Origin of the sequence: Photorhabdus sp. RM323S (assembly GCF_042879375.1) — a bacterium.
Taxonomy (GTDB): Bacteria; Pseudomonadota; Gammaproteobacteria; order Enterobacterales; family Enterobacteriaceae; genus Photorhabdus; species Photorhabdus tasmaniensis.
The window spans coordinates 22764-48603 of sequence record NZ_JBHFKZ010000009.1; the positions used below are offsets into that span (position 1 = coordinate 22764).

At 42.0% G+C, this 25840-nt stretch carries 18 protein-coding genes and 1 other annotated feature; of the genes, 9 read left to right on the forward strand and 9 right to left on the reverse strand.

Features of this window, described 5'->3' with window-relative positions:
- Positions 1-63: 63 nt before the first annotated feature.
- The gene (locus ACGF7G_RS06375) at positions 64-282 is read left to right on the forward strand and encodes a DUF2498 family protein (protein ID WP_387464259.1); all 219 of its coding nucleotides are present in this window, start codon (positions 64-66) and stop codon (positions 280-282) included.
- 27 nt (positions 283-309) lie between these two features.
- Here ACGF7G_RS06375 and ACGF7G_RS06380 read toward each other — a convergent pair whose 3' ends face one another.
- Positions 310-1143, reverse strand: coding sequence for an alpha/beta fold hydrolase (locus tag ACGF7G_RS06380; protein WP_387464261.1), 834 nt, complete (start codon positions 1141-1143; stop codon positions 310-312).
- 432 nt (positions 1144-1575) lie between these two features.
- Entirely contained in the window at positions 1576-2622 is a 1047-nt protein-coding gene (sohB, locus tag ACGF7G_RS06385; RefSeq protein WP_133812959.1) for a protease SohB, read from the reverse strand.
- Between the two features lie 198 nt (positions 2623-2820).
- On the opposite strand from sohB, the gene ACGF7G_RS06390 reads away from it, so the two are divergent.
- Both ACGF7G_RS06390 and cobO read left to right on the forward strand, forming a co-directional pair.
- Complete coding sequence (locus ACGF7G_RS06390) at positions 2821-3585, forward strand: YciK family oxidoreductase (protein ID WP_387464263.1); 765 nt, start codon at positions 2821-2823, stop codon at positions 3583-3585.
- On the forward strand, positions 3585-4181 hold the full coding sequence (gene cobO, locus ACGF7G_RS06395; RefSeq protein ID WP_387464265.1) for a cob(I)yrinic acid a,c-diamide adenosyltransferase: 597 nt from the start codon (positions 3585-3587) through the stop codon (positions 4179-4181). The genes ACGF7G_RS06390 and cobO overlap by 1 nt, the downstream gene beginning before the upstream one ends.
- A gap of 69 nt (positions 4182-4250) precedes the next feature.
- Here cobO and rluB read toward each other — a convergent pair whose 3' ends face one another.
- The 7 genes from rluB to ACGF7G_RS06430 form a co-directional block, all read right to left on the reverse strand.
- Positions 4251-5183 (reverse strand): 23S rRNA pseudouridine(2605) synthase RluB, encoded by a 933-nt coding sequence (gene rluB / locus ACGF7G_RS06400; RefSeq protein ID WP_387464266.1) that lies wholly within the window; start codon positions 5181-5183, stop codon positions 4251-4253.
- 243 nt (positions 5184-5426) lie between these two features.
- Positions 5427-6047, reverse strand: coding sequence for an L-threonylcarbamoyladenylate synthase (locus ACGF7G_RS06405; RefSeq protein WP_133812956.1), 621 nt, complete (start codon positions 6045-6047; stop codon positions 5427-5429).
- A 27-nt stretch (positions 6048-6074) separates the two neighbouring features.
- Positions 6075-6935: a PHP domain-containing protein gene (locus tag ACGF7G_RS06410; RefSeq protein WP_387464268.1), complete on the reverse strand. Its 861-nt coding sequence runs from the start codon at positions 6933-6935 to the stop codon at positions 6075-6077.
- 165 nt (positions 6936-7100) lie between these two features.
- Positions 7101-8990 (reverse strand): glycoside hydrolase family 18 protein, encoded by a 1890-nt coding sequence (locus tag ACGF7G_RS06415; RefSeq protein WP_387464270.1) that lies wholly within the window; start codon positions 8988-8990, stop codon positions 7101-7103.
- A 127-nt stretch (positions 8991-9117) separates the two neighbouring features.
- Positions 9118-13200, reverse strand: coding sequence for a neuraminidase-like domain-containing protein (locus ACGF7G_RS06420; RefSeq protein WP_387464271.1), 4083 nt, complete (start codon positions 13198-13200; stop codon positions 9118-9120).
- The gene (locus ACGF7G_RS06425; protein ID WP_387464273.1) at positions 13193-16720 is read right to left on the reverse strand and encodes a Tc toxin subunit A; all 3528 of its coding nucleotides are present in this window, start codon (positions 16718-16720) and stop codon (positions 13193-13195) included. The genes ACGF7G_RS06420 and ACGF7G_RS06425 overlap by 8 nt, the downstream gene beginning before the upstream one ends.
- Before the next feature lie 100 nt (positions 16721-16820).
- Positions 16821-18446, reverse strand: coding sequence for a glycoside hydrolase family 18 protein (locus ACGF7G_RS06430; protein ID WP_387464275.1), 1626 nt, complete (start codon positions 18444-18446; stop codon positions 16821-16823).
- A gap of 623 nt (positions 18447-19069) precedes the next feature.
- Positions 19070-19170: a sequence feature (Trp leader region), on the forward strand.
- Positions 19171-19198: 28 nt separating this feature from the next.
- Here ACGF7G_RS06430 and ACGF7G_RS06435 point away from each other — a divergent pair.
- Genes ACGF7G_RS06435 through trpA form a run of 6 tightly spaced genes read left to right on the forward strand, consistent with a single transcriptional unit; the run spans position 19199 to position 25775 of the window.
- Positions 19199-20785 carry an anthranilate synthase component 1 gene (locus ACGF7G_RS06435; protein ID WP_387464277.1) on the forward strand — a complete coding sequence of 529 codons (1587 nt, stop codon included), beginning with the start codon at positions 19199-19201 and terminating at the stop codon, positions 20783-20785.
- On the forward strand, positions 20785-21363 hold the full coding sequence (locus ACGF7G_RS06440) for a gamma-glutamyl-gamma-aminobutyrate hydrolase family protein (protein ID WP_387464278.1): 579 nt from the start codon (positions 20785-20787) through the stop codon (positions 21361-21363). Before ACGF7G_RS06435 ends, ACGF7G_RS06440 begins: the two co-directional genes overlap by 1 nt.
- Before the next feature lie 15 nt (positions 21364-21378).
- Positions 21379-22377 carry an anthranilate phosphoribosyltransferase gene (trpD, locus tag ACGF7G_RS06445; RefSeq protein ID WP_387464280.1) on the forward strand — a complete coding sequence of 333 codons (999 nt, stop codon included), beginning with the start codon at positions 21379-21381 and terminating at the stop codon, positions 22375-22377.
- A gap of 2 nt (positions 22378-22379) precedes the next feature.
- Positions 22380-23744: a bifunctional indole-3-glycerol-phosphate synthase TrpC/phosphoribosylanthranilate isomerase TrpF gene (gene trpCF / locus ACGF7G_RS06450; RefSeq protein ID WP_387464282.1), complete on the forward strand. Its 1365-nt coding sequence runs from the start codon at positions 22380-22382 to the stop codon at positions 23742-23744.
- A gap of 34 nt (positions 23745-23778) precedes the next feature.
- Positions 23779-24969 carry a tryptophan synthase subunit beta gene (trpB, locus tag ACGF7G_RS06455; RefSeq protein WP_133812947.1) on the forward strand — a complete coding sequence of 397 codons (1191 nt, stop codon included), beginning with the start codon at positions 23779-23781 and terminating at the stop codon, positions 24967-24969.
- Positions 24969-25775 (forward strand): tryptophan synthase subunit alpha, encoded by an 807-nt coding sequence (gene trpA / locus ACGF7G_RS06460; RefSeq protein WP_387464284.1) that lies wholly within the window; start codon positions 24969-24971, stop codon positions 25773-25775. The genes trpB and trpA overlap by 1 nt, the downstream gene beginning before the upstream one ends.
- The last annotated feature ends 65 nt before the right edge of the window (positions 25776-25840 follow it).

Sequence of the window (25840 nt, forward strand, 5' to 3'; positions counted from 1 at the left end):
AAGTTCACACTTTACCTGATAAAAAATGATGCGCAACAAATTATTTTTGATAGGGGTTGAGAAATGCAAAAGGGAACAACACCGATTAAACGTGAACAATTATTGGAAAAAGCCAACCGTGTTATCCGCCAACATGAGGATTTTATTCAGGGTATGCACGTAGGCGATGTAGCACAAAAAGGAAATATATTGGTATTCCGTAGTGAATTTTTTCTGGATGAAGAAAAAACGAATAGGCAGATATACAAAAATCATTTAAAACCATATCTGCCGGGTATATAAAACACTTTGTACTATAAACTTTAAATATTATTTAATCTTCAGGGGAAGATCGGAGAAAAAACCTGCCATCATGACATTAAACCTCTCCGGCGCTTCCCAGAATGGTCCATGCCCAAGATTGGTTAAATTATAAACACGACCAGTCCAGAGATTTTTGTAGGTTATTCCATTGATATAATCAATATTGACAAATAAATCTTCCGCTCCATTGACAATCGCCAGAGGAGTTGGGTTTGTTTCAACCAACAATCGTTGATCCATGACATCTGGTGAAACAGACGCTTCGGACATATATTGCCGGGCTAAACCATCAGTCCGTGCAACTGCGGCTCTAAGAAAGGGTTCACTAAGCGCGTTTTTGCCATACAGCGCCAGAGTATAATCTGTCATTTCCTCTTCAGTCAGCGAAGCCTTACCCGATATTGCCATGAACCGGCTTGGCTTAAATCCAAGGCTGACATTTTCTGCGCCTGGACTAACCGGAGGCGTGCCACAAATCATCAATCCAACAATTCCAGGGAATCGCGAGATCATTTCCAACCCGATATGACCACCCAGCGACCATCCGAAAACAGCCACTTTATTGATGCCTAATTTTTCCAGCACTTCGATAATGCAGAGAGCATAACCCGATATTGAATAAGTCCGGCGAGGATCCACTGCGTTTGATGAAGCACCATGCCCTGGCAAATCAATAGTCAAAATGCGGTATTCATCGCCAAAACATCTCACTTGATGGCGAAAAACGTCTTTACTGCTTGAATTACCATGTATAAAAAGTACAGGTAACCCATTACCGCCAGTATCAGCAACAGAGATGACAGCATGACTGGTATGAATATCGTACTGCGAAATAGCCATAATACTTTATTTCCTTAGGAATATTATTAATAAGTTGCCATTTTTTGGGGATATGTATAGTGCGTTTAAATGCGCCGGCGGTGCAGTGCAAAAGTGACTTATACTTGCTTAGAAATCAGCCAGATAGAACACATAAACGCGAAGCCAGAGTACCAATTATCAGTGTGGAAAATCCTGACTCTCATCACACAGGTGAAGTGGTATGTAAAGCAAATTATGTAACACCTGTAATGTTTTAACAGGGACAAAATATCTGGTTTTTCAGGGGAATAGCATCTTAACGATAAATGGGAAATGAGCGAGACATGGTTCAATCAGCGTATCCGCCGGGCTGTTAACAGACACGATTATCAAGGCGCCCCTGAGCGTTAAGAAAAAACGCCGTTTTTTGGGTACGCCAAGATTTATTCATTCAAAGCCGGGGTATTTTAATCAAAGCAAAGGCTTTTCTCCTCTCTGCCACCAGCGTAATAGCAGTTTATCAACACTTTCCATTGCGCTGCCGGTGAAACGCTCTACCATGCGTTTACGGTGGATATAACTGACACCAATAACTTCACAATGATCTACTTGAGCAATTAGCAGATCATCACTGACACCCATTTCGTCAATCAATCCCTTTTCTTTCGCCTGTGTGCCATACCAGTATTCACCTGTAGCGACGCTTTCCACATCAAGCAATGGACGATGTGTGTGAATAAATTCTTTGAACAATTCGTGAGTCTGATTGAGATCTTCCTGAAATTTTTTCCGGCCCTGCTCTGTATTTTCCCCTAAAAAAGTCAAGGTGCGTTTATATTCACCAGCCGTATGCAGTTCTACATCAATATCATTTTTCTTCAATAATTTATGAATATTTGGGATCTGAGCGACCACCCCAATAGAACCAATAATGGCAAATGGCGCGGCAACAATACGATCAGCAACACAAGCCATCATATAACCACCACTGGCCGCCACTTTATCTACGACGACAGTCAGGCGGACACCTTTCTGACGCAGACGGGCAAGCTGGGAAGCGGCAAGTCCGTAACCATGAACCATTCCACCGGGGCTTTCAAGACGCAGCAAAACTTCATCTTTTGCATCTGCCACTGCCAAAACTGCGCTAATCTCTTCACGTAATGAATCCACTTCATGTGCATCCATACTGCCTTTAAAATCGAGCACATAGAGGCAAGGTTTCTGTAATCCTTTCTGCCCTGTCTTAGCTTCACTCTTCTTCTGCTTGGATTCGAGCTTTTGCTGTTTATTAAACTCTTTGTACCAGATTTTTCTTTCGGCTTCGGTCATGCGGGCCCGCTGCATTTGACGCTGTTTATCCCGGTATGACCCACCGAGATCTATCAGTTTTAGCTCGCCTTTCAGCGAAGATTTCCGCATTCCTACACCAATACCAAATATTGCCAGGCCGATAACAGCTAATACCAGCGTTATCACTTTGGCTAAAAACAACCCGTAAAGAGATAAATACTCCACAAAACCCACCTTTGTCTTCTGATAATTAATAGTTTTCATTCTAACTAAAAATCGATATTAACGCCTGTAATGTTTCACCATCTACTTCCTGAGCAGTCAGCCTTTACAAATTTGACTCAATATATCAATTTCTGTTCTGATAGCCTGAACTGCCTCCAACGGTAACAAATCGCTCTATCAATAACAGGAAATCTGCAAATGTTACATTACCAACCTAAACATGACCTCCTACAGCAACGTATTATTCTGGTTACAGGCGCTGGAGATGGGATTGGCCGTGAAGTGGCGTTGACTTATGCCCGTTATGGAGCGCAAATGATCTTACTTGGCAGAACCACACACAAACTGGAAGCCGTCAAAAAAGAGATAGAACAAGCAGGTGGCACCCCTGTAGCGATTTACACCCTGGATCTACTCACTATCACAGCCGAAGGGTGTAAAACATTTGCTGACGATTTAACGAAACATTATCCGCATCTGGATGGTGTATTGCATAACGCCGGATTGCTGGGTGCCGTCGCACCAATGGCAGAACAACCGGTTCAGTTATGGCACGATGTTATGCAAGTCAACGTCAATGCGACCTTTATGTTAACTCAAGCATTGCTTCCGTTATTATTGAAATCACCCCACGGATCATTAATCTTTACCAGTTCAAGCGTTGGCCGTGAAGGTCGCAGCGGTTGGGGGGCTTATTCCGCCTCTAAATTTGCAACCGAAGGTATGATGCAGGTTTTAGCAGCAGAATATAAACACAGTTCTCTGCGCGTTAATTGCATCAACCCTGGTGGTACACGCACAAATATGCGTGCCAACGCATTCCCTAACGAAAATTCTGCTAAACTTAAAACACCAGCGGATATTATGCCGCTGTATCTTTATCTCATGGGCAGCGACAGTCTGCGTAAAACAGGCATCAGTTTTGATGCACAACCCGGACGCAAAGCAGGACCAGCCGAATAATGACAATCAATGATAACCAGCACCAAAAAAGGCAACAACGCCTGAAAGAAAAAGTGGATTCCCGTATTGAAGCCGCCCAGTTAGAGCGGGGAATTTTCATCGTTTTTACCGGCAATGGTAAAGGCAAAACCACGGCAGCTTTTGGCACAGTGACCCGTGCGGTAGGTCATGGGTTACGTGCCGGTGTTATCCAGTTTATAAAAGGTAAATGGGCAAACGGTGAGAAAAATCTGCTGGAACAACATGGGGTGAATTTCCATGTTATGGCGACAGGTTTTACCTGGGAAACCCAAAGCCGGGAAACAGATACCGTAGCCTGCCATCAGGTATGGCGCCACGCGTTGGAGATGCTGGCTGATCCTGATTTGGATCTGGTCGTACTGGATGAACTGACTTATATGGTAAGTTACGGCTATCTTCCTCTTGAAGATGTGATTACCGCTCTGAAACACCGGCCAGAACACCAATCCGTTATTATTACCGGCCGCGGTTGCCACCGTGAATTATTGGAAATGGCAGATACCGTCACAGAGATGCGCCCGGTAAAACATGCCTTTGATGCCGGCATTAAAGCACAAAAAGGAATCGACTGGTAAAAAAAGGCCCCGTGATGACACGAGGCCCGCAGAACCCATTAAGGCCCATAAGACCCATAAGAATAGAAATTAGCGGCCTTTTGGTGCAGTTGGACGCCCCGCATTCTGGCGGGAGCTACCCGGACGCTTTCCTGCCGATGGCCGTGATGTCCCCTGAGTATGGCGTTTAACTGCACGGCGGATTTGGTTAGCTTTAAGACGGCGTTGATCACGCTCAACCGCCACTTTGGAAACCATCTCTTCATTCAAACCTACTAATTGGCGCAAATAGTTAGTCTGCTCCAGGCCAAGTTCTGTCCAGCCACCGCGTGGTAAACCTTTTGGCAAGCTAATATCACCATAACGCACACGAATAAGACGGCTCACCTGAACACCCACCGCTTCCCAAAGACGACGAACTTCACGATTGCGTCCTTCTGTCAGCGTGACGTTATACCATTGGTTCATCCCCTCACCGCCTTTAAACGCAACAGTACAGAATGATGCCGGACCATCTTCCAGTTGAATCCCTTTGGTCAGTTGTTTCAGTTTGGCCTCATCAGCTTCGCCAAAAACACGAACCGCATATTCGCGCTCAACTTCGCGGCTTGGATGCATCAAACGGTTAGCCAACTCACCATCCGTGGTAAACAGCAATAAACCACAGGTATTCACATCCAGACGCCCAACCGCTATCCAGCGGGAACCCAATAGTTTAGGCAGACGATCAAAAACGGTTGGCCGCCCTTCTGGGTCATGGCGGGTACACAGTTCACCTTCTGGTTTGTAATAAGCCAGAACACGGCAAACCGCTTTTTGCGATTCTTTGATATTTAATATCCGGCCATCAAGGCGGATTTTTGTGGCGGGCTGAACTTCAATACGATCACCTAAAGTAGCAATCTTACCGTCAACACTGACGCGCCCCTGTTGAATATAACCTTCTACTTCGCGGCGGGAACCGTGGCCGGAACGCGCGAGAATTTTCTGTAACTTTTCAGATTTCTGTGTCTTACCGCTCATTGAGCAACCTCTGCTGTCGCCTTCACAGGCGTCGTGTTATATATCAATCAATACGTCATAATAGAAAAATATTATAACAAACTGATTTTAATAAATTTTTAACGAGAGTGTTAGAGTACAAGTCATACATTCCCGTCCGTAGCCGGGCATTCTACACTAACTTTCTTTAAGAACAATGATTCCATAAATATATCCGTAAGCCTCCCCCAAGAAAATTGAGAGGAGGTATTTGTCCTGCCTGGATTATAAAAACGGCGTCACATTCCCGGCACCTGCACGTATTACAACAGGTGTATCTTCAGTCAAATCAATTACCGTTGTCGGTTGCTGCCCTAAATAACCACCATGAATAATCAGATCAACCAGTTTACCCAAATTATCTTTAATTTCTTCCGGATCAGATTCAGCAAAATCATTCCCCGGTAAAATAAGACTGGTGGACATGAGTGGTTCACCCACTTGTTCCAGAAGCGCCAACGCAATTGGATTGGATGGAACACGTAATCCTATTGTTTTCCGCTTATCATTCATCAAACGACGAGGGACTTCTTTCGTCGCACGCAAAATAAATGTGTAGCTGCCTGGTGTATTATTCTTAATCAGACGAAAAGCCGAATTATCAACATAAGCATAGGTCGATATCTCTGATAAATCCCGGCACATTAAGGTGAAATTATGATTACTATCCAACTGGCGGATACGGCATATTCGGGTCATCGAATCTTTATCTTCCAGATGGCAACCAATCGCATAGCCGGAATCAGTTGGGTAAACCACTACCCCACCTTTTTTGAACACATCCACACTTTGCCCTATTAAGCGTGGTTGCGGATTATCAGGATGAATATAAAAAAACTGGCTCATAAATTGCCTCTTAATTTTATGCAGCCCCTACAGTGACCAGTTGCACCATATTGGTACTACATCACCGGGTAACCACAATTTACGCCCTAACTCTATCCATGAACAAGGCTGGTGAAAATCAGAACCTAACGATGCCATCAAATCATACTCCCGTGACAATTGACCGAGATGTTTCCGCTCGTTAGGTGCCTGCCGGCACTGTGCAACCTCCATTGCATCACCACCATGTTGCTTAAACCAGATAATCAAACGTTTCAACCATTTGGCAGATAAATCATATCGCCCCGGATGCGCAATCACTGCCTGTCCGCCGGATTGATGAATAGCATCAATAGCTTGTTCAATTGTACACCATTGCGGTGGAACGTATCCGGTTTTTCCCCTTGCCAGATACTTCTTAAATACTTTCGCAATGGTCGGCTCTTTACCGATTTCTATTAAGTAACGAGCAAAATGGCTCCGCGTCACCTGACCACCACCCGCTAACTGACTTGCTCCTGCCCAAGCATCAGGAATACCTGCCTTTGCCAGCCTGCGACCTATTTCAATTCCACGCGCTTTCCTGAGTTCAGCCTGTTTACCCAGCAATTCAATCATTGCAGCTGCCTGAATATCTATATTCAGACCCACAATGTGAATCTCCATACTTTCCCACAGGGTAGATATCTCAACGCCGGGTATTAATTTCAAGGGCAGATGATAATGGCAGATATGTTCATGGGCCAGAGGAATAGCATCTGTCGTATCATGATCAGTCACTGCCAGCACATTTACCCCCATGGTTACCGCCCGCTCAACCAATTCTGATGGTGAAAGAGAACCATCCGATGCTGTCGTATGGCTATGAAGATCATAAATTGTCACCAACTCAGTGGTTGAATTTGTCATTATTCCTTTTCCTGCCCGAATAGATTAGAACATACGACCGGGTAGCTTAACGGTAAATGGCTGCGTTTTACAGAAAAGAACGGTATTCAGCCCTAAAATACCGGGCTGAATATTATCATTTTAAGAGGTAAGAAATTTCACACTTTTTTCTATAAAGAATGAAAGTTAATCAGAACTTTTCTTCATTTCACCAATAGATTTCAAATAATGAGGCTTACCCGGATTATAGAGCGGTCCCATGTCGATGGTTTCATCATTAGATTTAGCAACATAACCCATCCCTTCTCTGGCTGCATTTGCCAATAAGCCACAATCCTGATCGCCTGACCAGGAAAATATACCACCCAGTTTATTCTTGGCTGCATATTCAGCTTTCTGTTTCACCGTGCGCGGCGTATCTAATGAGATAAAGTGCCCTTCTTTTTCACTAAATAAGAAATCGGCATCAGCATTGGTATCCGTCATTAACACGAAGCTATTTTTCCCGGTAGCAAGAGTATGTTCAGTATCCAAATAATTATTAACAATATCAAAGAATTCAGGTGATCCTTTTTCCATTGTTCCTAATGCATCGCCATCTTTATTATATTCGCGTGTTGCAAGATTTGCCCCTTTGCCTGCACGGCCATAGTTAGCATAACCTAAATGGATTTTCTCCAATGGTATACCAAGTTCCTGATGTAAATAATTGATAGCAACTTCTGCGGATAAATCGGATTCACTTGATGGATCAGGATCTTTCGGCGAATAAAGATTAGTATGATGCCCGATGTAAGGTGCCCATCCGGTACCGAAATAGTCATAACTCATTAAGAAAATATTATCCAAACCATTCTTAACTAATTCTGCAATATTAGAAGTTGCCAGCTTCGATTTTACGCCACTACAAGCAATGGAGATCTCTTTCCTGTCTTCTCGTCCAAATCTGCTATCCAGAGATGCACGTAGTTCTTTAATTAACAAAGCGTAATACTCTCCATCTTTCGGATCAAAAACATTACCATCTTCACCTGGGCTTCCTGGATATTCCCAGTCAATATCGACACAACTGAACATGGGAAAACGCTCAAAAAAATCAACAACGCTGTCAACAAAAACGCGACGTTTTATCTCATCAGCCGCCATCACTGAGAAATAACCGGACATACTCCAGCCACCAATACTAAAAGCCAATTCAAGTTTATGACCCGCTAAACGCGCTATTTTCTGTAACTCGCGTAATCCACCTAATAAGCCCGATGCTTTCTTTTGTTGATAATAAGGCAAAAATGTTCCTGGACTGATATCTGTATTCGCGCTTTCTTTAGGTAATCCCACATTACGAGCAGTTCCTAAATCCCCATAGGGATCAAGAGGAACAATATGGCCTTCAGTAATTTTGACATCACTTTGGTCATTCCAACCCTGCCAAACTTCATTGATTTTGTCTTTTTTAACGCCGGTATCACCACAAATACCCAAGAAGCTAAATATTAACTTATCATAGGCAGTGACATTAATAGTGCTTAAATCAAATCCTCTTCCCCGTTCATCCGCCGTCTCATTATGACCATCCAAGCGTGCATCATATTGGCACCAGTCAGTAACATAAGCAGAAAGTTTAGGTCTGGATTTGTCACTTTCATATTCATTATACATTGGACGACAAACACGAGCCGCAGTGTAGGAAAGATTCTTACCTGAACCATCCGGCTTAAAATTAACATCTGGTCGCTGATAAGTTTCCTCTGTAATCGCATCCTGCTGTAAAACCGGTGAAGGGATCTCTTCGGTTGGATTAACACTCCCGTCAGTAGGATTGCCGTGCTGTTTTATTTCTTCTTCTGTCGCTGGACGGATATATTTCCAGGCATTGTGCGGTGTTCCATCGTTGGAAGCAGGATCGGGAATCTGCCAGCGTTCAACCCAATAAGTATTGGTATAAACACCACCATTGAAAATGACATTATAAACTTGCCCACCTGCCTGATTTTTCCATGCAGTTAACGGTTCACCAATAATATCACTGACATCGGACATGGCTCTTGATGAAGTATAAGTATATTTGTTTACCATTTATAAACTCCAATGAGATTTATATTTAGCCTCCACATGGGTAGAAGAGGCTAATTTAACTATTAAAGATAACAAGTCAGAATTTTAAATTCAGATAACTGACTTATTTAATGCTCAATTCTCGCCATTATGAATCTAAACTTTCCTTGTTTAATAACGCCTTAACAGCCATACCAAATGATGCCGGCCCTTCTTGCGCGGTATATCGAATATGAAGGATAACATCTGTCAGACTGTCTAAATCCTGCGAGGTATTGGTAAATTGGAAATTCCAGCTCGATCCTACGCCTACCCCTTCAAAAGGTAAGAAACGCTCATCATCGAAATTAAGCGTGAACATTCCACTGTCATTAATACCCGTAGATAAAGCGATTTGTTGGTTGGGCTGTATGCTGCGCGCAGTATAAGGGGTTTCCGCTCGAGCCCCTTCCTTCAACATTTTTTCAACGGTTTTGAGATCCGCTTTTGTCGTATAACTGCTCACACCCGACAAACTTAATTTGGCACAAATATCTTCATAAGGCCCAATTAACATCGGCAGCGTGACTGAAACAGATTTAATCCGCCGATTAAATAAGCCCGTATAATCCGGAACAAAATGTTTGGTTTCATCCAAATTAAACGTAATTGGATTATGCGATTTCAAGGTTTGAAGTTTTATATCCCATTCTTCACCTAATAATGATTTAAGCGAAATCGTTTTAATAATTTCCAATCTACGTGAATTTTGCTCAACATAAGTACGTTCCATACGTTGCAGAGCCAATTTCAAATTCTCACCGACCAACAACCCCTGATAGAGATCATTCCAACTCCCACCGTCAACAAAATTCTGCTCGCCTAGCCCAAGTTCATACTGCAAAGAGGCTTGAGCAGACAAACACAACGATGAAACAGCATCATAAGCCTGCAAATAGAGACTGGAGATCTGGCTAATCATCCAGGTATATAAACTTTCATTAGTAAAACGGCTGGAGAAATAGGCCAACAATGCCTGAGATTGTTGCTGTTGAGCTTCAACCTGCGCCAAACGCTTACGGGCGGCACTGACCTGCAACTGTTGAATATTGATTTGTTGGTTAATAGAATTAACTTCCCACTCGGCCTGCTTATATTGCAATTCCCACTCTTGCCGGCGACGGCGATAAGATTCAGAAACACTGAGACTTTCCGCTTTAGTATTGTCAGATTGGTATTTCAGTGTCGCTATCTCAGCAACCGCATTCAAAGCTGCTCCCCAGCGCGAACCACCGACGGCTAATCCATAAATATTGGGGACTAAATCCAGCGCTGCCGCAGCTGTCCTTGATACCTGTGAAGCTAATAGCGCAGAAGATGCCTGAGATTGCAATTCAATAACCTGCTGCTCCGTTGACGAGATATTCTCATCATAAAGACTTTTATAATGCTCATACCGTTCCTGAGCAGATTGTTTACTCACTTGCAGTGCATCAAGGCTGGCCTGGTTAATATTGATATCTTGTTGTTGGAGGTCAACGGCAAAACGGTAGAGATCATTATTCTGCACCATCTGAAATGATTCAAAACTCAGATTGTCTTTACGCTCCAACACGCTTAACAATGTGCTGCCAAATTGTATCAAGGTATCAACACCAGATTTTGCCCGTGCCAACATCGGCTCAAAACGATAATTTGGTACTCTGAAATTCATTCGGCTGGCATTTCTGGCAGTAACCACGCGTTGATAACGTTGATTCATTAATCCTCTGGGAGAAATTTTCGAATCATAAAGATCCATAGAAATTTCTTTTCCATCCAGCGTCAGATTATGCCGTAAATTATAAATCCGGGTTTCTATTCTATCCCACAGTGCCGTTAACTCTTCATTGATAGGTTTCATGAAGAGATCATTATCAAGAGCACGGATGGTTTTATCATGAACCACCGCAGCATAAGGCAAAGGATAACTTATCATCTCCAATTCACGTACAGCACTATTCTTCTTATAGGACGCATCCTCAAGAGTAATCGGCTGCCAGGAACTGGCTAATTGAAGATCAGGGCGGGCACCCAGCAAGGAACTTGCGGTTGCATAACTCAGTCGTGCCAGCGTTCTCGCCGTAGGCTGTAGCTTCCGATATTCCATATCACCTTGATCGATAACATTTTTAACATAAAAGTTAAAAATAGCCTTACGATAATGAATAGGTTCACTGGCAGAAATTGCATCAGGATCAGTCGGCTCTATCAAGCTCCGCAATCGTTTTGGCTCGTCAATGATCGGACGGCTATTCCAATAACGTGGCTTGTCCAGTGTTAATGCTGGTTCATCACTACTCTCAAAAGGGTTAAAAATAAACTTAATCCAGCGACTGGCTTCTTCATAACGCTGTTCTACATTAAACCGCCAGGACACCATAAATGGCATATGGAAGAACAGTTCCCAAAAATAAATACCATTTGCCCCTTTAAGATCGATAGGTTTTGCATCACTGCCAGTAATCGGCTCTTCATGAATATTCTGAGTTTCCCAGCTCAGAACTTTATCCAGTTTTTGACTCGCCTTGCTAATTAATTCCTTTGCAAAAAGCGTATTTAAACGAATCGCTTGATCAGAATACCAACTTTCGGGTTGCTCTTCTTTTGGAAATTGCAAATACTGAGTTTGTTTAGTCTGTTTAATTTGCACCTTATCACGAACCAGTTTACCTACACTCAGTTTAGTCTTAATTCTACCGGCAATATCATTCCCAGTTTCTGCTGGTAGGCTAAAACCGGTGACAACAGTTACATCACCTCTGTCACACCGATTCAATGTCGCACTCAACTTTGGCTCATAATCTTCCGGGGTAAGCACCTTATAATTCAACCAACACCGTTCACCCTTACTGTCCTCCAACCAAATACAATAAAGGATATTTTTACTTCTGCTGAAATCATATTTATACGTTGAACTGGACGTCAAATACATATTCAATGTCCCTTCAACATAAGCAGCGTCCAGCTTAAAATCGTCTATTGTCCCCAGTTGCCCTTCAAATGTTGGGGGTTCGGCGATCGGCCATTTCATATTATTATTCACCGGATAAAGAACCAGTTGTTTATATTCTTCCGGCCCTCCATTCAATTTTTCCCGAAAATAGAACCAGACTAAAGCGGCACCATATGCATCCAAATCAGATAACTTCGAAGTAGATTTAGGTAGATCAGTTGCTTCCATTAACAGATTGTCACAAACGTAAGTGAAAACTTCATCATAATCATACGACGAGCCGTCTTCATTTTTACCATTCAAACGAACAAATGCGACCAACGCTAAACGTTCAGCATCTCCGGTACGATCGAGAACAGCAATCAGCTCTTTCATGGGATAATCAAGTAAATCTTCACGAACTGTCGTACCGGTACTCCAGGTACCATCAAACGCCAAATGGGCCAAATTCAGTTTGGTACGATACTTAATACTATTATCTTTATCTTGCTTTTCTTCCGCAACTTCAAACCAACTAATATACAATCGACTATTCAGAATAATTGGACGAACAATACCGTTACGTGCATTTTCTAAAGGGACATTAATCAGCTTCCACTCACTCCAGGCCGTAGGATATAATTCGTCAGTCTGGCTATTACGCTGCTTCGCATCTAAAGTCCGCCAAAAATAGCGGTAGGGTTGAGTACGTGTCTTCGCAATGAAATAGATCTTATCATCAGCAATATCAATACCATTTTCGTAGCCGGCAATAACCTCTAAATTACTAACCTCTTCAAAGTTATTCAGGTAACCTAATATCGCTTTCTGAGCAACATCATCCGTGAGCTTTCCTTGATTAAGCGCACTCTCAAGCTGGAAAAAGAATTCGGTCTTTGTTAAACGTAATGTGGGATCGACATACACTTCCGGGTAAATAGCAAGTTGCTGATTTGCAGACCAATAGCCATAACGATTAGCAAATTCCTGCCAATTATCCGCATCTTCCTGAGTCATCGATAAACCTGACTCTAAATTCAAGACAATACGGTTAATATATTGTTGTACAGATTGGGTAACATGTGCGACACGAGCTGTTTTTACTTTAGAAGAAACCTGAGTGTCTAATAACAGAAAATCATACAAATCATCAACGTTTTTAATTTTTTCACGCTGGGATTGAAAAGCAGTATCATGGGGAACAATCTGACCAAGATAATAATCAACTAATGCGTCACGCAGGTTTTCCTGTAATTTTGCTTCAATTAAATTAGACATTCTCATCATCTCCTTGCGCTTTTAATGCGGCCATGACAGCTTCACCGATACTTTGGAAAACTTCAAAATCTGAATTAACGACAAGTGCACCAGCATCTAACAAAGGCTCAACGGACAAATTCGTTTTCACAGCAAGTTGCTGCAATCGTCGTACCCAATCTATTTGAGATAGAGTCATTGCACGTTTTTCTTTTAATTTACCTTTCTCACAAGCAAGGAAAATTTCATCAGGATCCCAACCTAAAATTTCAGCCAGTAATTGTGCACATTTATAACTTCCATCACTCTCTTCTTTTTTTGCTAAAGATTCGCTGTTAGCAAATGTAAAATATTCCTGAATCTTGTCTTCACTTTGTTTCGCATTTTCCAGTAAATCCTGATAGCGATTCAGTAGAAAAATTTCATCTAACGATAATGATATTTCCGTTGTTTTATTTATCGTTAGCCCAAACCATACAGGTTCTGTCAGGCGTAATAACAACAGATTGTTACTTATACTCAATGCGTTAATTAACTGAGTATAAACCAACAAACTATAAGTCAAGTCCAAAAACGCCTTTGGAATATCTTCGACTTTTTCTGGCGTGTTATTTAATACCATTTTCAGTACTGAATAAACACTACTGCCCAACCAGCGAAGTTGCAGTGGAACAATATCCCTTGATACACCGTATTCGCCCGCAATGGCACTGGACAATAGGCTCTCTTGTGTAGTCTTAACTTGTAAGATGATCTGCAAGACAATATTAATTTGATTATCTTCTGGCGTTATATTTTTGTTACTGAGAATATCTTCAATCTTTTTCTTCAATGACTCCTCGTCCGTCTGCCCCCATACCAATGGAATATTTTTCACCAATCCATTATTCTTATCAAAAACACCATCGTTATCTGATAGAATATTCCACCAATCTATATCCTTTATTTCTTGCCGATTAAAATCGGATTCTTTTAAACACACATTATCAGTCAAACCATTAGAAATTCCTCTATAAAAAGTCAGCATTCCATTTGTTGGAACGACGGGAAGCTCAGTTTTCCCCAATAACAGGGAAAGCTTGATTGGTGTCAATTTTGTTCTAGCCAACCAGGAAGTTAAAATTTCCATCTGTGAAATAATATTGAGGATATCATCTTCATCTCCCAAGATCGGTATATTTGCTAAATATCCATTTTTTCCTGTCAAAATATCGGCCAGGATCAATCCATCTTCCGCAGAAAAACCAAATAATCGCGGGATAGTTACCAAACGATAAAGTCTGGACACCACATCAAGATTACGAACTAATTTACCAGAAGAGAGATTTAACCCTTTCTCAACCACAGGCGCAATCACTTGAAACGTGGATAAAGGAATGGCTAACCCTGCACACAATTGTTTGACTGTCTTTGCTCCATTCCCCTGATTTTCCGTATAATTAAATTCACTGCCATCCAGAATTAAAGGCTGGTCAAAAAGTTTAGACTGATTAAAAATCTGATCAAAAAATGGAATATTATTACTGATGGAGAATGGCGTAATTTTATATATCCATCCAGCAAACGTTTCTGGTAATACCTTATATTGTATCGCTAAGTGCCGAAATAAACCCAATGCTCTTAATGTATTATCAGTAATAGCCAGATCTGCATTCTTTTGTTCAGCTTTTATTGCTGAAGTAATAAGTAAGTCAAGCTGATGATATGGCAATTCTAACCAACGCTGTAAGCGAATAAAGCGATTCATTCGGTCATAGCGAAAATCAGAAACTGCACTTATCTCGCGCCCATAGCCGGTTCTTATAATCCCTAATGCGTCCAGTTGCCCGACATTGATATAAATACCACCATAATGGTAAGGTGCCGGAAAATTTTCTGACGTTTGTCCACTACCAAAGATGGGGTTAGAAAATACCACATTTGGCGAAACTAACGGCCGGAAATCACCGCTACTAAATAGGTGTTCCAGATCTGTCACTGTCGATCCTGTCTGTTGACCAAAAGATAGAATCTCTTTTAATTTCACACTGTCATCTGCTGAGAGACCATAATTATCCTGGAAAAATTGTTCAGCTTCTGGCAATAACTCAGATTGTGCCGTTCCTTGTTTAGCGATCGCAAAACGGTAAGTCATTGTCAGGAAATTAACGCCTTCAATATTGACCGATGCGTTATTCGTACTCTCTTTCGGCATTGCTGCATAAACTGTCATTTCACCAAAGAAAGGACCATTATCCAGATTGCCAATTGCACTATTATCACTCTCTACATAAGTTAACTTTAATTGCCGGCTAAATGGAGGTGAATTATTAAATGGTTCCATTCTCGCTTTTACACGATTATAGGTCAGAACATTTTCACCACGAAGTTTAACTTTGACAGTCTCTTTGGATTTATTTTCGCAGGTAATGACAATCTCATCATAAACTTTATCAGCACCCTCACTCAACGACGTCGGGCCTGTGATATTTTCACCAGAAAGAATAATATAAGCATGTTTTGAAATATCATGTTCAGGTAATACTTCTGTTGTACTGTTACTGAAGTAACTCTTAATAAGTTGCTCACGTGACAAAAAGTTTTGTGAAAACGGACTTTTCTCTTTCAGTAAAGTCATTTGCTCTTTACTCAATTGAATATAAGCAAGCAAAGTCTGATCACGTTTTTCAGTTAAAATATGCCAGGGGAATTGCTGATCCACTTGCTGAATAATCGAGCCCAACTCAGTCTCTTTTTCGGCCAAGCCTTTATTTATCTGTTGAGAAGGCAGGTTATAAGGTAGTATGAATGGAAAACGGGTCTCTCCTAAAACCTGATTAACCGGCTTATCCGCATGGCCTGTTTGATCGATATATTCTCTGGCACTTTTCGACAAAACATCATTCACAACAGATATTGCTGTGATCTCTTTGTAAAGATTATCACTATCAAGTAATAAGTCAGGAATATCTGCGCGCCTTTGCTCCAACCCCACGGCATTATTAGAACCATCTAACTCTATTTGTTTGACAAACTTATAAAGATCAAGCAGGTAATTTACCGGGCTATCAAGAGCCTCAATAGCACCTGGCTGACAGAAGTTATCCCAAGGTTCAGGAAATAAGCTGCTGTAATCAGGTAATTTTTCTTTCTCATCGGCATTATCCTTGCTATAAGTAAAACTCCTTGCCTGACTATTCGCTTTCCTTAATGTTGAACCATCATAATCTCTAAGTTGCCTTTGCCGATAATTTTGCACCAGTTGATTAGCAGCACTAACGGCTTTATCAAAAATCACCTCTGCATGACCAGATAAAGATTCATTATGGCGTTTAATAAAACGCTGTTTTGATACTTCAATAATGTCAAAAATTGAGTGATAACCCAGCCGCTGGAGCGTATTAACCAATGTGACGGTGGAGTTATCTTTTTCCTGTTCTGAATCTAACCGCATATAACTCATCGGCAATATTGGCGATTTTACTTCTGCCACCGCAGCCAATAATGGAGATACTTTTTTTATATCCTGTTTTTCACCAGGAGAATTTTTATATTTATCCATTGTATTATTCCAACCTAATTAATCGGAAACACCTGAATAGAACAGTTATAGAGACTATAACCATGTTAAATAGTGAAGTTTTTTAAAAAACAAATGCAATTTAATTTAACTTACATGCTTCACACTGTTTCTCTTTCGGTTTATCGTAAGAAGGAAGTTCACCTTCGAAATAGAATGGCTCCATTTCAATAACTTTTTTAATTGCCTTACGCCCTAATCCCTCATGAGCAGCGTTAGTTAACAAACCATTATCTTGGTCACCCGTCCAGATAAATAAACCACCTAGTCCATTTTCTTTAACATAGCGGCCTTTTTCTCTTACTGAACGGGGGGTATCTAATGACATAAATACTTTAAGATTTTCATTATAAATATAATCGGCTTTAGCCACCGGATCATGAAAAACCTTAAACCCATTACGACCTATTTGATTTTCATAATCAACATAGTTATAAATAATATCTGTCCATTCCGTTACGCTGTATTCGAAACTCCCTACCGTGGATGTTCCATCAGTATATTTACCAACCAGTTGTTCATTATTTTTACTCTCTAACTCCGCAGTTCTGGCATTGCGTGTATAACCAGAATAGCCGATATAAATTGACTTTTTATCAACCTTTAAAGAAAGAAGATAATTAACCGCATCATCGACTGAATATTTAGAATATTGGTCATCTTTATTACGATAAAGATTAGTATGATGAGAAAGCTTATTATCGCCTAACGTGAAGAAATCATAAGTCATTAGGTTAATTTCGTTAACACCCGCTGCGATCAACTCTGGAATATGTGCCGCTTTCATTTTTTCTATATCAGCAGAAGCAGCAATACTAATTCCTTTTAAATTACTGATATTTGCATTTTTCAAATCCTGAATAAGTTTGACAAAATGCTCATAGTCGTCTGGAGCGTTTGGATTGCCCGCTCCGGCAGAGCCGGGATATTCCCAATCAAGATCAATGTGAGTTAGCATAGGGAATCGGGTATATAAATCTTTAACGCCCTCAACAAACCGCTGACGAAGTGTTTCATCACGACACACTTCATAAAAAGCGCCACTCATTGACCAACCGCCAACGCTGACAGAAATTTCTAGATCCGGATTTTCGTCTTTGAGTAAGCGCAAACCACCTAATACACCCTGAGCTTTATCTTGCTGATATAAATCTACAGGATTACCAGCCCATGCAGTGAAGCCACAATTAAGATAGGCTGCAACATCAGCCCAGGGATCAATTGGAATGGGTTTGCCTTCGTGATTCTCGAGAATATCTTGCTCGGCTTCTCCCATCTCCCATCCATTTTTACCCGCTGCGGCTATGATAGTTGTTCTTTTCTCTCCAAGATCACCAATAATACCTGCAAAGCTAAAGATAATTCTTTTAAACGGTTTTCCTTTGTCCTTATCACCCTTAAAGCGCATTAAATCGGCACCTCTGCCACCCTTTATTTTAAAAGAATCATCATTTATTGGCGCTAAACGCTCATCATAGATTGACCAATCAGTTAAATAACAGAGGACGCCAAAGTTATCTTTCTCCTCATAAGTATTAAAAACCGTTTTAGCCAGTCTTGTTGGTGTATATGATAATGCGCTATCGGCGGCTTTAGGATCAAAACCATTTAACCGGTAAGTTTTTTGCGCCGCCCCCTCTCCAGAATCCTCATGTGGATCAGTCTCATATACTAATTGACTATCTGTTTTTAATTCATTTTTACTCATATTACACTCCACTAACGGTACAATTATTTTTAAACATCAGAGAGTTAAATCATGACAACCTATGCCAGGAATTAAGTAGCGTTCAATCAGTATTCAGATTAAAGCCGTTTATCAAGAATACCTGTAACATATTGGATACAAAGGACTACATAGCTTAACTGTATAAATTCTCAAATTTTAAATAACACGATATATTAGAGATATGAATACTACTTCTCACAGCAATATTTGTTAAACCTCTTTTTTTCATATACAGATATAAAAATTGATGATCTATTATTGCCATCTGGCTATTGACTCAAGAAAAAACCAGCTAATTATACTTTTTAACCAAGATTTACTACAGATAAACTCTATTTTTATGAAATAAAATTAACAGGTGGATTCATATGATAAGTGTTCTCGTATAATATTAATCTACAAAATTAGTCAATCATACTCTGATAACCGATTGTCCTTACCCAATCAACCGACAAAAATTTAATAAAATTTTTTCATAAAATTCTTGACACACCAACACCGTTCCAGTTTACTAGTACACAAGAAATAACCATATTATCCCGTATACTATCTATATATTTAATGCAAAAGGGGCACTGAAAATGACTGTATTTATGATGTCTATCCGTTGGTGGCACAACTTCCCATAAAGGGCGGTATGGTCACGCACATAAATTAACAGTGCCAAATTACCAAAACCCGCCAGAACGGCGGGTTTTTTTATATGCATAACTCACAATCAGGACGAAAAAATGACGGATAAACAACCAAAACTCACAGTCATTGAGCAGGAAACAACTTATCAGCCCGATCCGGCACGACTGTTCAACCACCTTTGCCGTGGGCAATCAGCAACGTTGTTGCTGGAATCTGCGGAAATTAACAGTAAAAGAAGCCTGAAAAGTCTGCTGATCATTGATAGTGCTTTACGTATCTGCGCGAACGGCAATCAGGTCACTTTTGAGGCTTTGTCAGAAAATGGCCGAAATTTATTGCCGGTTTTGATCAAAAAACTTCCCAGCAATGTCCAATCTGAAATGGCACACGATTCTCTTCAATTGATCTTTCCGCCAATCAATCACAATATGATAGATGAAGACAGTCGCCTGAAAGCCATATCTGTATTTGATGCACTACGCGCCCTTCTTTCTCTGGCAGAAGAGTCATCACCATACGAATTACCATCGCAAAACAATGCAGAAGCAATATTCGTTGGCGGCCTTTTCTCCTACGATCTGGTCGCCGGGTTTGAGCCGTTACCCACAGTAAAAACCGTTCAACGTTGTCCTGATTTCTGTTTTTATTTGGCAGAAACCTTAATGGTGATCGACCACCAAAATAAAAACGCACGCCTGCAAGTCACTCTTTTCAGTGATTCTCCGAAAGAAGAGCAACGTCTTAAACAACGATTGCAAACATTAGCGGAGCTCATCACAGAACCCACTGAACCGGTGCAACAAATCTCTCTGCCGACAATGAAAGTTTCATGCAATCAAGATGACAAAACATATGCAGGAATAGTGACACAATTGCAACAATACATCCGCCAGGGCGATATTTTTCAGGTAGTGCCATCACGGCGCTTCTCTCTGCCATGCCCGGCACCGCTTAAAGCTTATCAAAAACTTAAAGACCACAATCCAAGCCCTTATATGTTCTTCATGCAAGATAAAGACTTCTGTCTGTTCGGTGCCTCCCCTGAAAGCGCACTCAAATATGATGCATCTAATCGTCAAATTGAGATTTACCCTATCGCCGGCACACGTCCCCGTGGGCGCAATGCTGCCGGAGAGTTGGATGCAGATTTGGACAGCCGAACTGAGCTGGAGATGCGTACAGATCACAAAGAATTAGCTGAACACTTGATGCTGGTTGATTTAGCCCGTAATGATTTGGCCCGTATTTGTGAACCCGGCAGCCGCTATGTCGCTGATCTGACAAAAGTTGATCGTTACTCTTTTGTCATGCATCTGGTTTCCCGCGTGGTCGGGACATTACGCCATGACTTGGATATTTTCCATGCTTATCAAGCTTGTATGAATATGGGAACCCTTACTGGAGCACCGAAAGTACGGGCAATGCAACTTATCGCCCATTATGAAAATGAACGGCGTGGCAGCTACGGTGGCGCTGTTGGTTATTTCACCGGCAATGGTGATATGGATAATTGTATCGTTATCCGCTCGGCTTACGTGGAAGATGGCATAGCGACAATTCAGGCTGGCGCTGGCGTAGTACTGGATTCTGTACCTTTGGCAGAAGCTGAAGAGACCTGCAACAAAGCAAGAGCCGTCATTCGTGCAATCGCTGAAGCACATCAGGCAGAGGAGATTTTCTGATGGCAAATATTCTCCTGCTCGATAACGTGGATTCATTTACCTATAACCTCGTCGATCAATTACGCAATAAGGGTCATCAGGTGGTTATTTATCGCAATACTGTTGCAACTGACATCATTATGCAGCAATTCAGGGCGCTGCCTTCTCCGTTACTGATGCTTTCACCGGGGCCGGGTAAACCCTCTGACGCGGGTTGTATGCCTGAATTACTTGAAAAAATAATCGGCAAAATTCCGGTGATCGGCATCTGCCTTGGGCATCAGGCAATTATTGAAGCCTATGGTGGAGAGATTTCTGCCGCTGATCAAATCCTGCACGGCAAAGCCTCTCTGGCAGAACATGATAATCAGGCTATGTTCGCTGATCTGGATAATCCTTTGCCCGTTGCCCGTTATCACTCTCTGGCGGGTCACAGAATTCCATCTGAATTGACGATTTCAGCCCGTTGCGGCGACACCGTTATGGCGGTTCGCCACGACAAACACAAGGTTTGCGGGTTCCAGTTCCATCCAGAATCCATTCTCACAACACATGGCACCAGATTACTTGAACAAACTCTGGCATGGGCACTGAATTAAAAAGGAGGGATGAAAATGCAATCTATTTTCGACAAATTGTTCAGTGCGCAGATACTGACACAACAAGAAAGCCAACAACTGTTCTCCGCCATAATTCAAGGAGAATTAAGTGAGCCGCAACTCGCTGCGGTCCTTATCAGTATGAAATTGCGCGGTGAGCAGCCACAGGAGATCGCCGGTGCCGCACAGGCGTTGCTGGCAAATGCCCTGCCATTTCCGAGGCCGAATTACACTTTCTGCGATATTGTCGGAACAGGGGGAGATGGCACCAACAGTATTAATATTTCAACCGCCAGTGCATTTGTCGCAGCAGCTTGTAATATTAAAGTTGCCAAACATGGTAACCGCAGTGTTTCCAGCCGTTCAGGTTCATCTGATTTGCTGGCGGCATTTGGTATAACGCTTGATGTCAGTGCAGAATGTGCCCGCAACGCCCTGGATGAAATCGGCATCTGTTTTCTGTTTGCGCCGCAGTATCATATTGGGTTCCGCCATGCAATACCTGTACGTCAGCAACTGAAAACCCGGACGCTGTTCAATGTACTCGGTCCTCTGGTTAACCCGGCCCGCCCGCCATTGGCATTAATTGGCGTTTACAGCCCCGAGCTGGTTGAACCCATTGCCCGTACCTTGCAAGTCCTGGGCTATCAACGGGCAGCAGTTGTTCACAGTGGTGGAATGGATGAAGTCGCCCTACATGCACCAACCATCGTGGCAGAACTTAATAATGGAGAAATCTCCCATTATCAATTAAATGCTGAAGATTTTGGTTTACAAAGCCATCCAATATCGGCATTAAAAGGGGGGGCACCGGAGGAAAACCGTGAAATACTCAGCTTATTGTTACAAGGTCGAGGTAAGAAAGCCCATGCTGATGCCGTTGCCGCTAATGTTGCCCTGCTGATGAAAATTCATGGACAGGAAAATTTACGTCATAACACTCAACAAGCTCTTGAAACCATTCACAGTGGTCAAGCTTATAAACGAGTCACCGCACTCGCCGCAAGGAGTTAACGATGCAAACTACCGTTTTACAAAAAATTGTTAATGACAAAGCCGAATATCTGATTAAGCGCAAGCAACAGCAACCGCTGGAAAGCTTTATTGATTCCATTGTTCCCAGCCAGCGTAGTTTCTATCAGGCGCTGAACAGTGAACAGACTATTTTTATTCTGGAGTGTAAAAAGGCATCCCCTTCAAAAGGACTCATTCGTCAGGATTTTGATCCAACTCTGATAGCAAAAACTTATCAGCCCTACGCTGCCGCAATTTCAGTATTAACAGATGAAAAATATTTTCAGGGTAGCTATGACTTTCTCCGTCTGGTGAGTGATGCCGTTCATCAGCCAGTATTGTGCAAAGATTTTATTATCGATCCTTATCAGATTTATCTTGCTCGTTATTATCAGGCAGATGCGATATTACTGATGCTTTCCGTCCTTGATGATCAGCAATATATTATGCTGTCTGAACTCGCGCACAGTTTGAATATGGGAGTACTGACTGAAATAAGTTCAGAAGAAGAACGGATCAGGGCTGTCACACTGAAAGCCAAAATTATTGGTATTAATAACCGTGATCTAAGAGATCTTTCTATAGATTTAAACCGTACCAGACAACTTGCGCCACAGTTACCGGAAGGAACGATTGTTATCAGCGAATCAGGCATCCACCAGCATCAACAAATTCGTGAACTCAGCCAGTATGCTAATGGCTTTCTGATTGGCAGCGCTTTGATGTCGCAATCCAATCTGGATCTGGCATTACGTCAACTGATTTTGGGGGAAAATAAAGTCTGTGGATTAACCCGCCCACAAGATGCCAAAGTAGCATTACAAGCAGGGGCTGTTTATGGTGGTTTGATATTTGTTGAGCATTCGCTGCGTAGAATTAATATCGAACAGGCTCAACAAATCATCAATGCGGCGGCTCTCAAATATGTCGGCGTATTTCAAAATCAATCCTCTGCATTCATCAATCATATCGCCCGCACTCTGTCTCTTGCTGCGGTGCAATTACATGGCGCAGAAGGCGACATTTATATTGAAGAACTACGGAAATTATTGCCTGAAAACTGCCAAATTTGGAAAGCAATTGATATGTCGAAAGATTCATTTCACGCTAAAACCAGAAATATTGATCGGTATCTGCTTGATAACGGCAAAGGTGGAACCGGCAAAAGTTTCGACTGGCAATTACTTGAAAAACAATCACTCGACAATGTGATGTTGGCAGGTGGATTAAATGAAGAAAATTGCCAACAGGCAGCAAAATATGGCTGTTGCGGGCTTGATTTTAACTCTGGTGTTGAAAGCGCACCGGGTATCAAAAGCAGCCATAAATTAAGTAAAGTGTTTCAGCGTCTACGTAGCTACCAATAAATAACGATCCTTTGATTAATGGACAAACAGAATAATGAGTAAACTTAACCCTTATTTTGGTGATTTCGGTGGACAATTTGTGCCACAGATCCTTATTCCAGCCCTTGAACAATTAGAAACAGCATTTATTGATGCTCAACAAGATGCTGAATTCCAGCAAGAATTTCAAGATTTGCTGAAAAACTATGCAGGCAGACCAACGGCATTAACTTTATGTCGTAATTTGACTAAAGGTACTAAAACCCGCCTTTATCTGAAACGAGAAGATCTATTACACGGCGGCGCTCATAAAACCAATCAGGTACTTGGTCAGGCATTACTGGCGAAACGAATGGGCAAAACTGAAATTATTGCAGAAACCGGTGCCGGCCAGCATGGTGTAGCAACAGCCCTCACCTGCGCACTTTTAAATATGAAATGCCGCATTTATATGGGTGCTAAAGATGTGGAACGCCAATCCCCTAATGTCTTCCGTATGCGTCTGATGGGAGCCGAAGTTATTCCGGTCCACAGCGGCTCTGCAACCCTAAAAGATGCTTGCAATGAAGCCCTGCGCGACTGGTCTGGCAGCTATGATAAGGCTCACTATCTGTTAGGTACCGCCGCCGGCCCACATCCCTATCCAACCATGGTTCGGGAATTCCAGCGTATGATTGGTGAAGAAGCCAAAGCCCAGATTCTGGCAAAAGAAGGACGTCTGCCTGATGCTGTGCTAGCCTGCGTTGGCGGGGGTTCCAATGCCATTGGCATGTTTGCCGAGTTTATTCCTGAAACATCAGTACGCCTGATTGGTATTGAACCTGCAGGACACGGTATCGAAACAGGCAAACATGGTGCCCCGTTGAAACATGGCGAATTAGGTATCTATTTTGGCATGAAATCTCCCATGATGCAGACAGATGAAGGCCAGATTGAAGAATCTTATTCTATTTCAGCCGGCCTGGATTTCCCTTCTGTTGGTCCTCAACATGCCTATCTGAACAGTATCGGCCGGGCTGATTATTTTTCCATCACAGATGATGAAGCATTAGCGGCGTTCAAAATGCTTTCCCGTGAGGAAGGCATTATTCCGGCGCTCGAATCCTCTCATGCACTGGCATATGCTTTAAAAATGATCCAGCAAGCGCCGGATAAAGAGCAATTACTGATCGTCAATCTATCCGGTCGCGGTGATAAAGACATATTTACTGTCCATGATATTTTAACATCTAGGGGGGAAATTTGATGGAACGTTACGAGCAACTATTTAAACAATTGGAAAACCGTAAACAAGGTGCTTTTATCCCCTTTGTCACACTGGGCGATCCAAACCCGGAATTATCGTTGGAAATTATTGACGCACTGATTGCAGGTGGTGCAGATGCCCTTGAGTTAGGGATTCCTTTTTCTGATCCGCTGGCTGACGGCCCGACAATTCAGAATGCCAATCTGCGTGCTTTCTCCTCAAATGTTACCCCCACTCTTTGTTTTGAATTATTGGCAAAAATTCGGACAAAATATCCGGATATACCCATGGGTCTATTGATGTATGCCAACCTGATTTTTCATAATGGCATAGACGAGTTTTATCGCCGCTGCAAAGATGCAGATGTCGATTCTGTATTAGTTGCAGATGTTCCTGTATCAGAATCCCGACCATTCCGTACCGCAGCAATGAAACAGGGTATTGCTCCTATCTTTATTTGCCCGCCGAATGCAGAAGATGAATTATTACGTGAAATCGCCTCTTACGGCCGGGGATATACCTATTTATTATCCCGGGCAGGCGTTACCGGCACAGAACGACGTGCTGAACATCCTTTAAATCATTTGATCAATAAGTTGCGGGAATATCATGCTGCACCGCCATTACAGGGATTTGGTATTTCAGAACCTGCACAGATAAAAGAAACGTTAGCAAATGGTGCTGCTGGTGCAATTTCCGGATCCGCCGTAATCAAAATTATTGAAGCAAATCTTTCTCAACCAGACATAATGCTGAAAAAACTCACTGAATTTGTATCAATAATGAAATCTGCCACTCAACTTTAATACAAAAAATGGGGCAAAATCTGCCCCATGCTTTTCATATCAAACAGCTCATATAAAACAAACGC

Bases quoted from the DNA above. Each gene is read 5' to 3' on its own strand.
- ACGF7G_RS06380 (WP_387464261.1), bottom strand. From the start codon at position 1,143: ATGGCTATTTCGCAGTACGATATTCATACCAGTCATGCTGTCATCTCT.
- ACGF7G_RS06405 (WP_133812956.1), bottom strand. From the start codon at position 6,047: ATGAGCCAGTTTTTTTATATTCATCCTGATAATCCGCAACCACGCTTA.
- trpD (WP_387464280.1), top strand. From the start codon at position 21,379: ATGCAATCTATTTTCGACAAATTGTTCAGTGCGCAGATACTGACACAA.
- trpA (WP_387464284.1), top strand. From the start codon at position 24,969: ATGGAACGTTACGAGCAACTATTTAAACAATTGGAAAACCGTAAACAA.
- trpB (WP_133812947.1), top strand. From the start codon at position 23,779: ATGAGTAAACTTAACCCTTATTTTGGTGATTTCGGTGGACAATTTGTG.
- ACGF7G_RS06415 (WP_387464270.1), bottom strand. From the start codon at position 8,990: ATGGTAAACAAATATACTTATACTTCATCAAGAGCCATGTCCGATGTC.
- ACGF7G_RS06410 (WP_387464268.1), bottom strand. From the start codon at position 6,935: ATGACAAATTCAACCACTGAGTTGGTGACAATTTATGATCTTCATAGC.
- trpCF (WP_387464282.1), top strand. From the start codon at position 22,380: ATGCAAACTACCGTTTTACAAAAAATTGTTAATGACAAAGCCGAATAT.
- ACGF7G_RS06440 (WP_387464278.1), top strand. From the start codon at position 20,785: ATGGCAAATATTCTCCTGCTCGATAACGTGGATTCATTTACCTATAAC.
- ACGF7G_RS06420 (WP_387464271.1), bottom strand. From the start codon at position 13,200: ATGTCTAATTTAATTGAAGCAAAATTACAGGAAAACCTGCGTGACGCA.
- ACGF7G_RS06375 (WP_387464259.1), top strand. From the start codon at position 64: ATGCAAAAGGGAACAACACCGATTAAACGTGAACAATTATTGGAAAAA.
- ACGF7G_RS06390 (WP_387464263.1), top strand. From the start codon at position 2,821: ATGTTACATTACCAACCTAAACATGACCTCCTACAGCAACGTATTATT.
- rluB (WP_387464266.1), bottom strand. From the start codon at position 5,183: ATGAGCGGTAAGACACAGAAATCTGAAAAGTTACAGAAAATTCTCGCG.
- ACGF7G_RS06435 (WP_387464277.1), top strand. From the start codon at position 19,199: ATGACGGATAAACAACCAAAACTCACAGTCATTGAGCAGGAAACAACT.
- ACGF7G_RS06425 (WP_387464273.1), bottom strand. From the start codon at position 16,720: ATGGATAAATATAAAAATTCTCCTGGTGAAAAACAGGATATAAAAAAA.
- cobO (WP_387464265.1), top strand. From the start codon at position 3,585: ATGACAATCAATGATAACCAGCACCAAAAAAGGCAACAACGCCTGAAA.
- ACGF7G_RS06430 (WP_387464275.1), bottom strand. From the start codon at position 18,446: ATGAGTAAAAATGAATTAAAAACAGATAGTCAATTAGTATATGAGACT.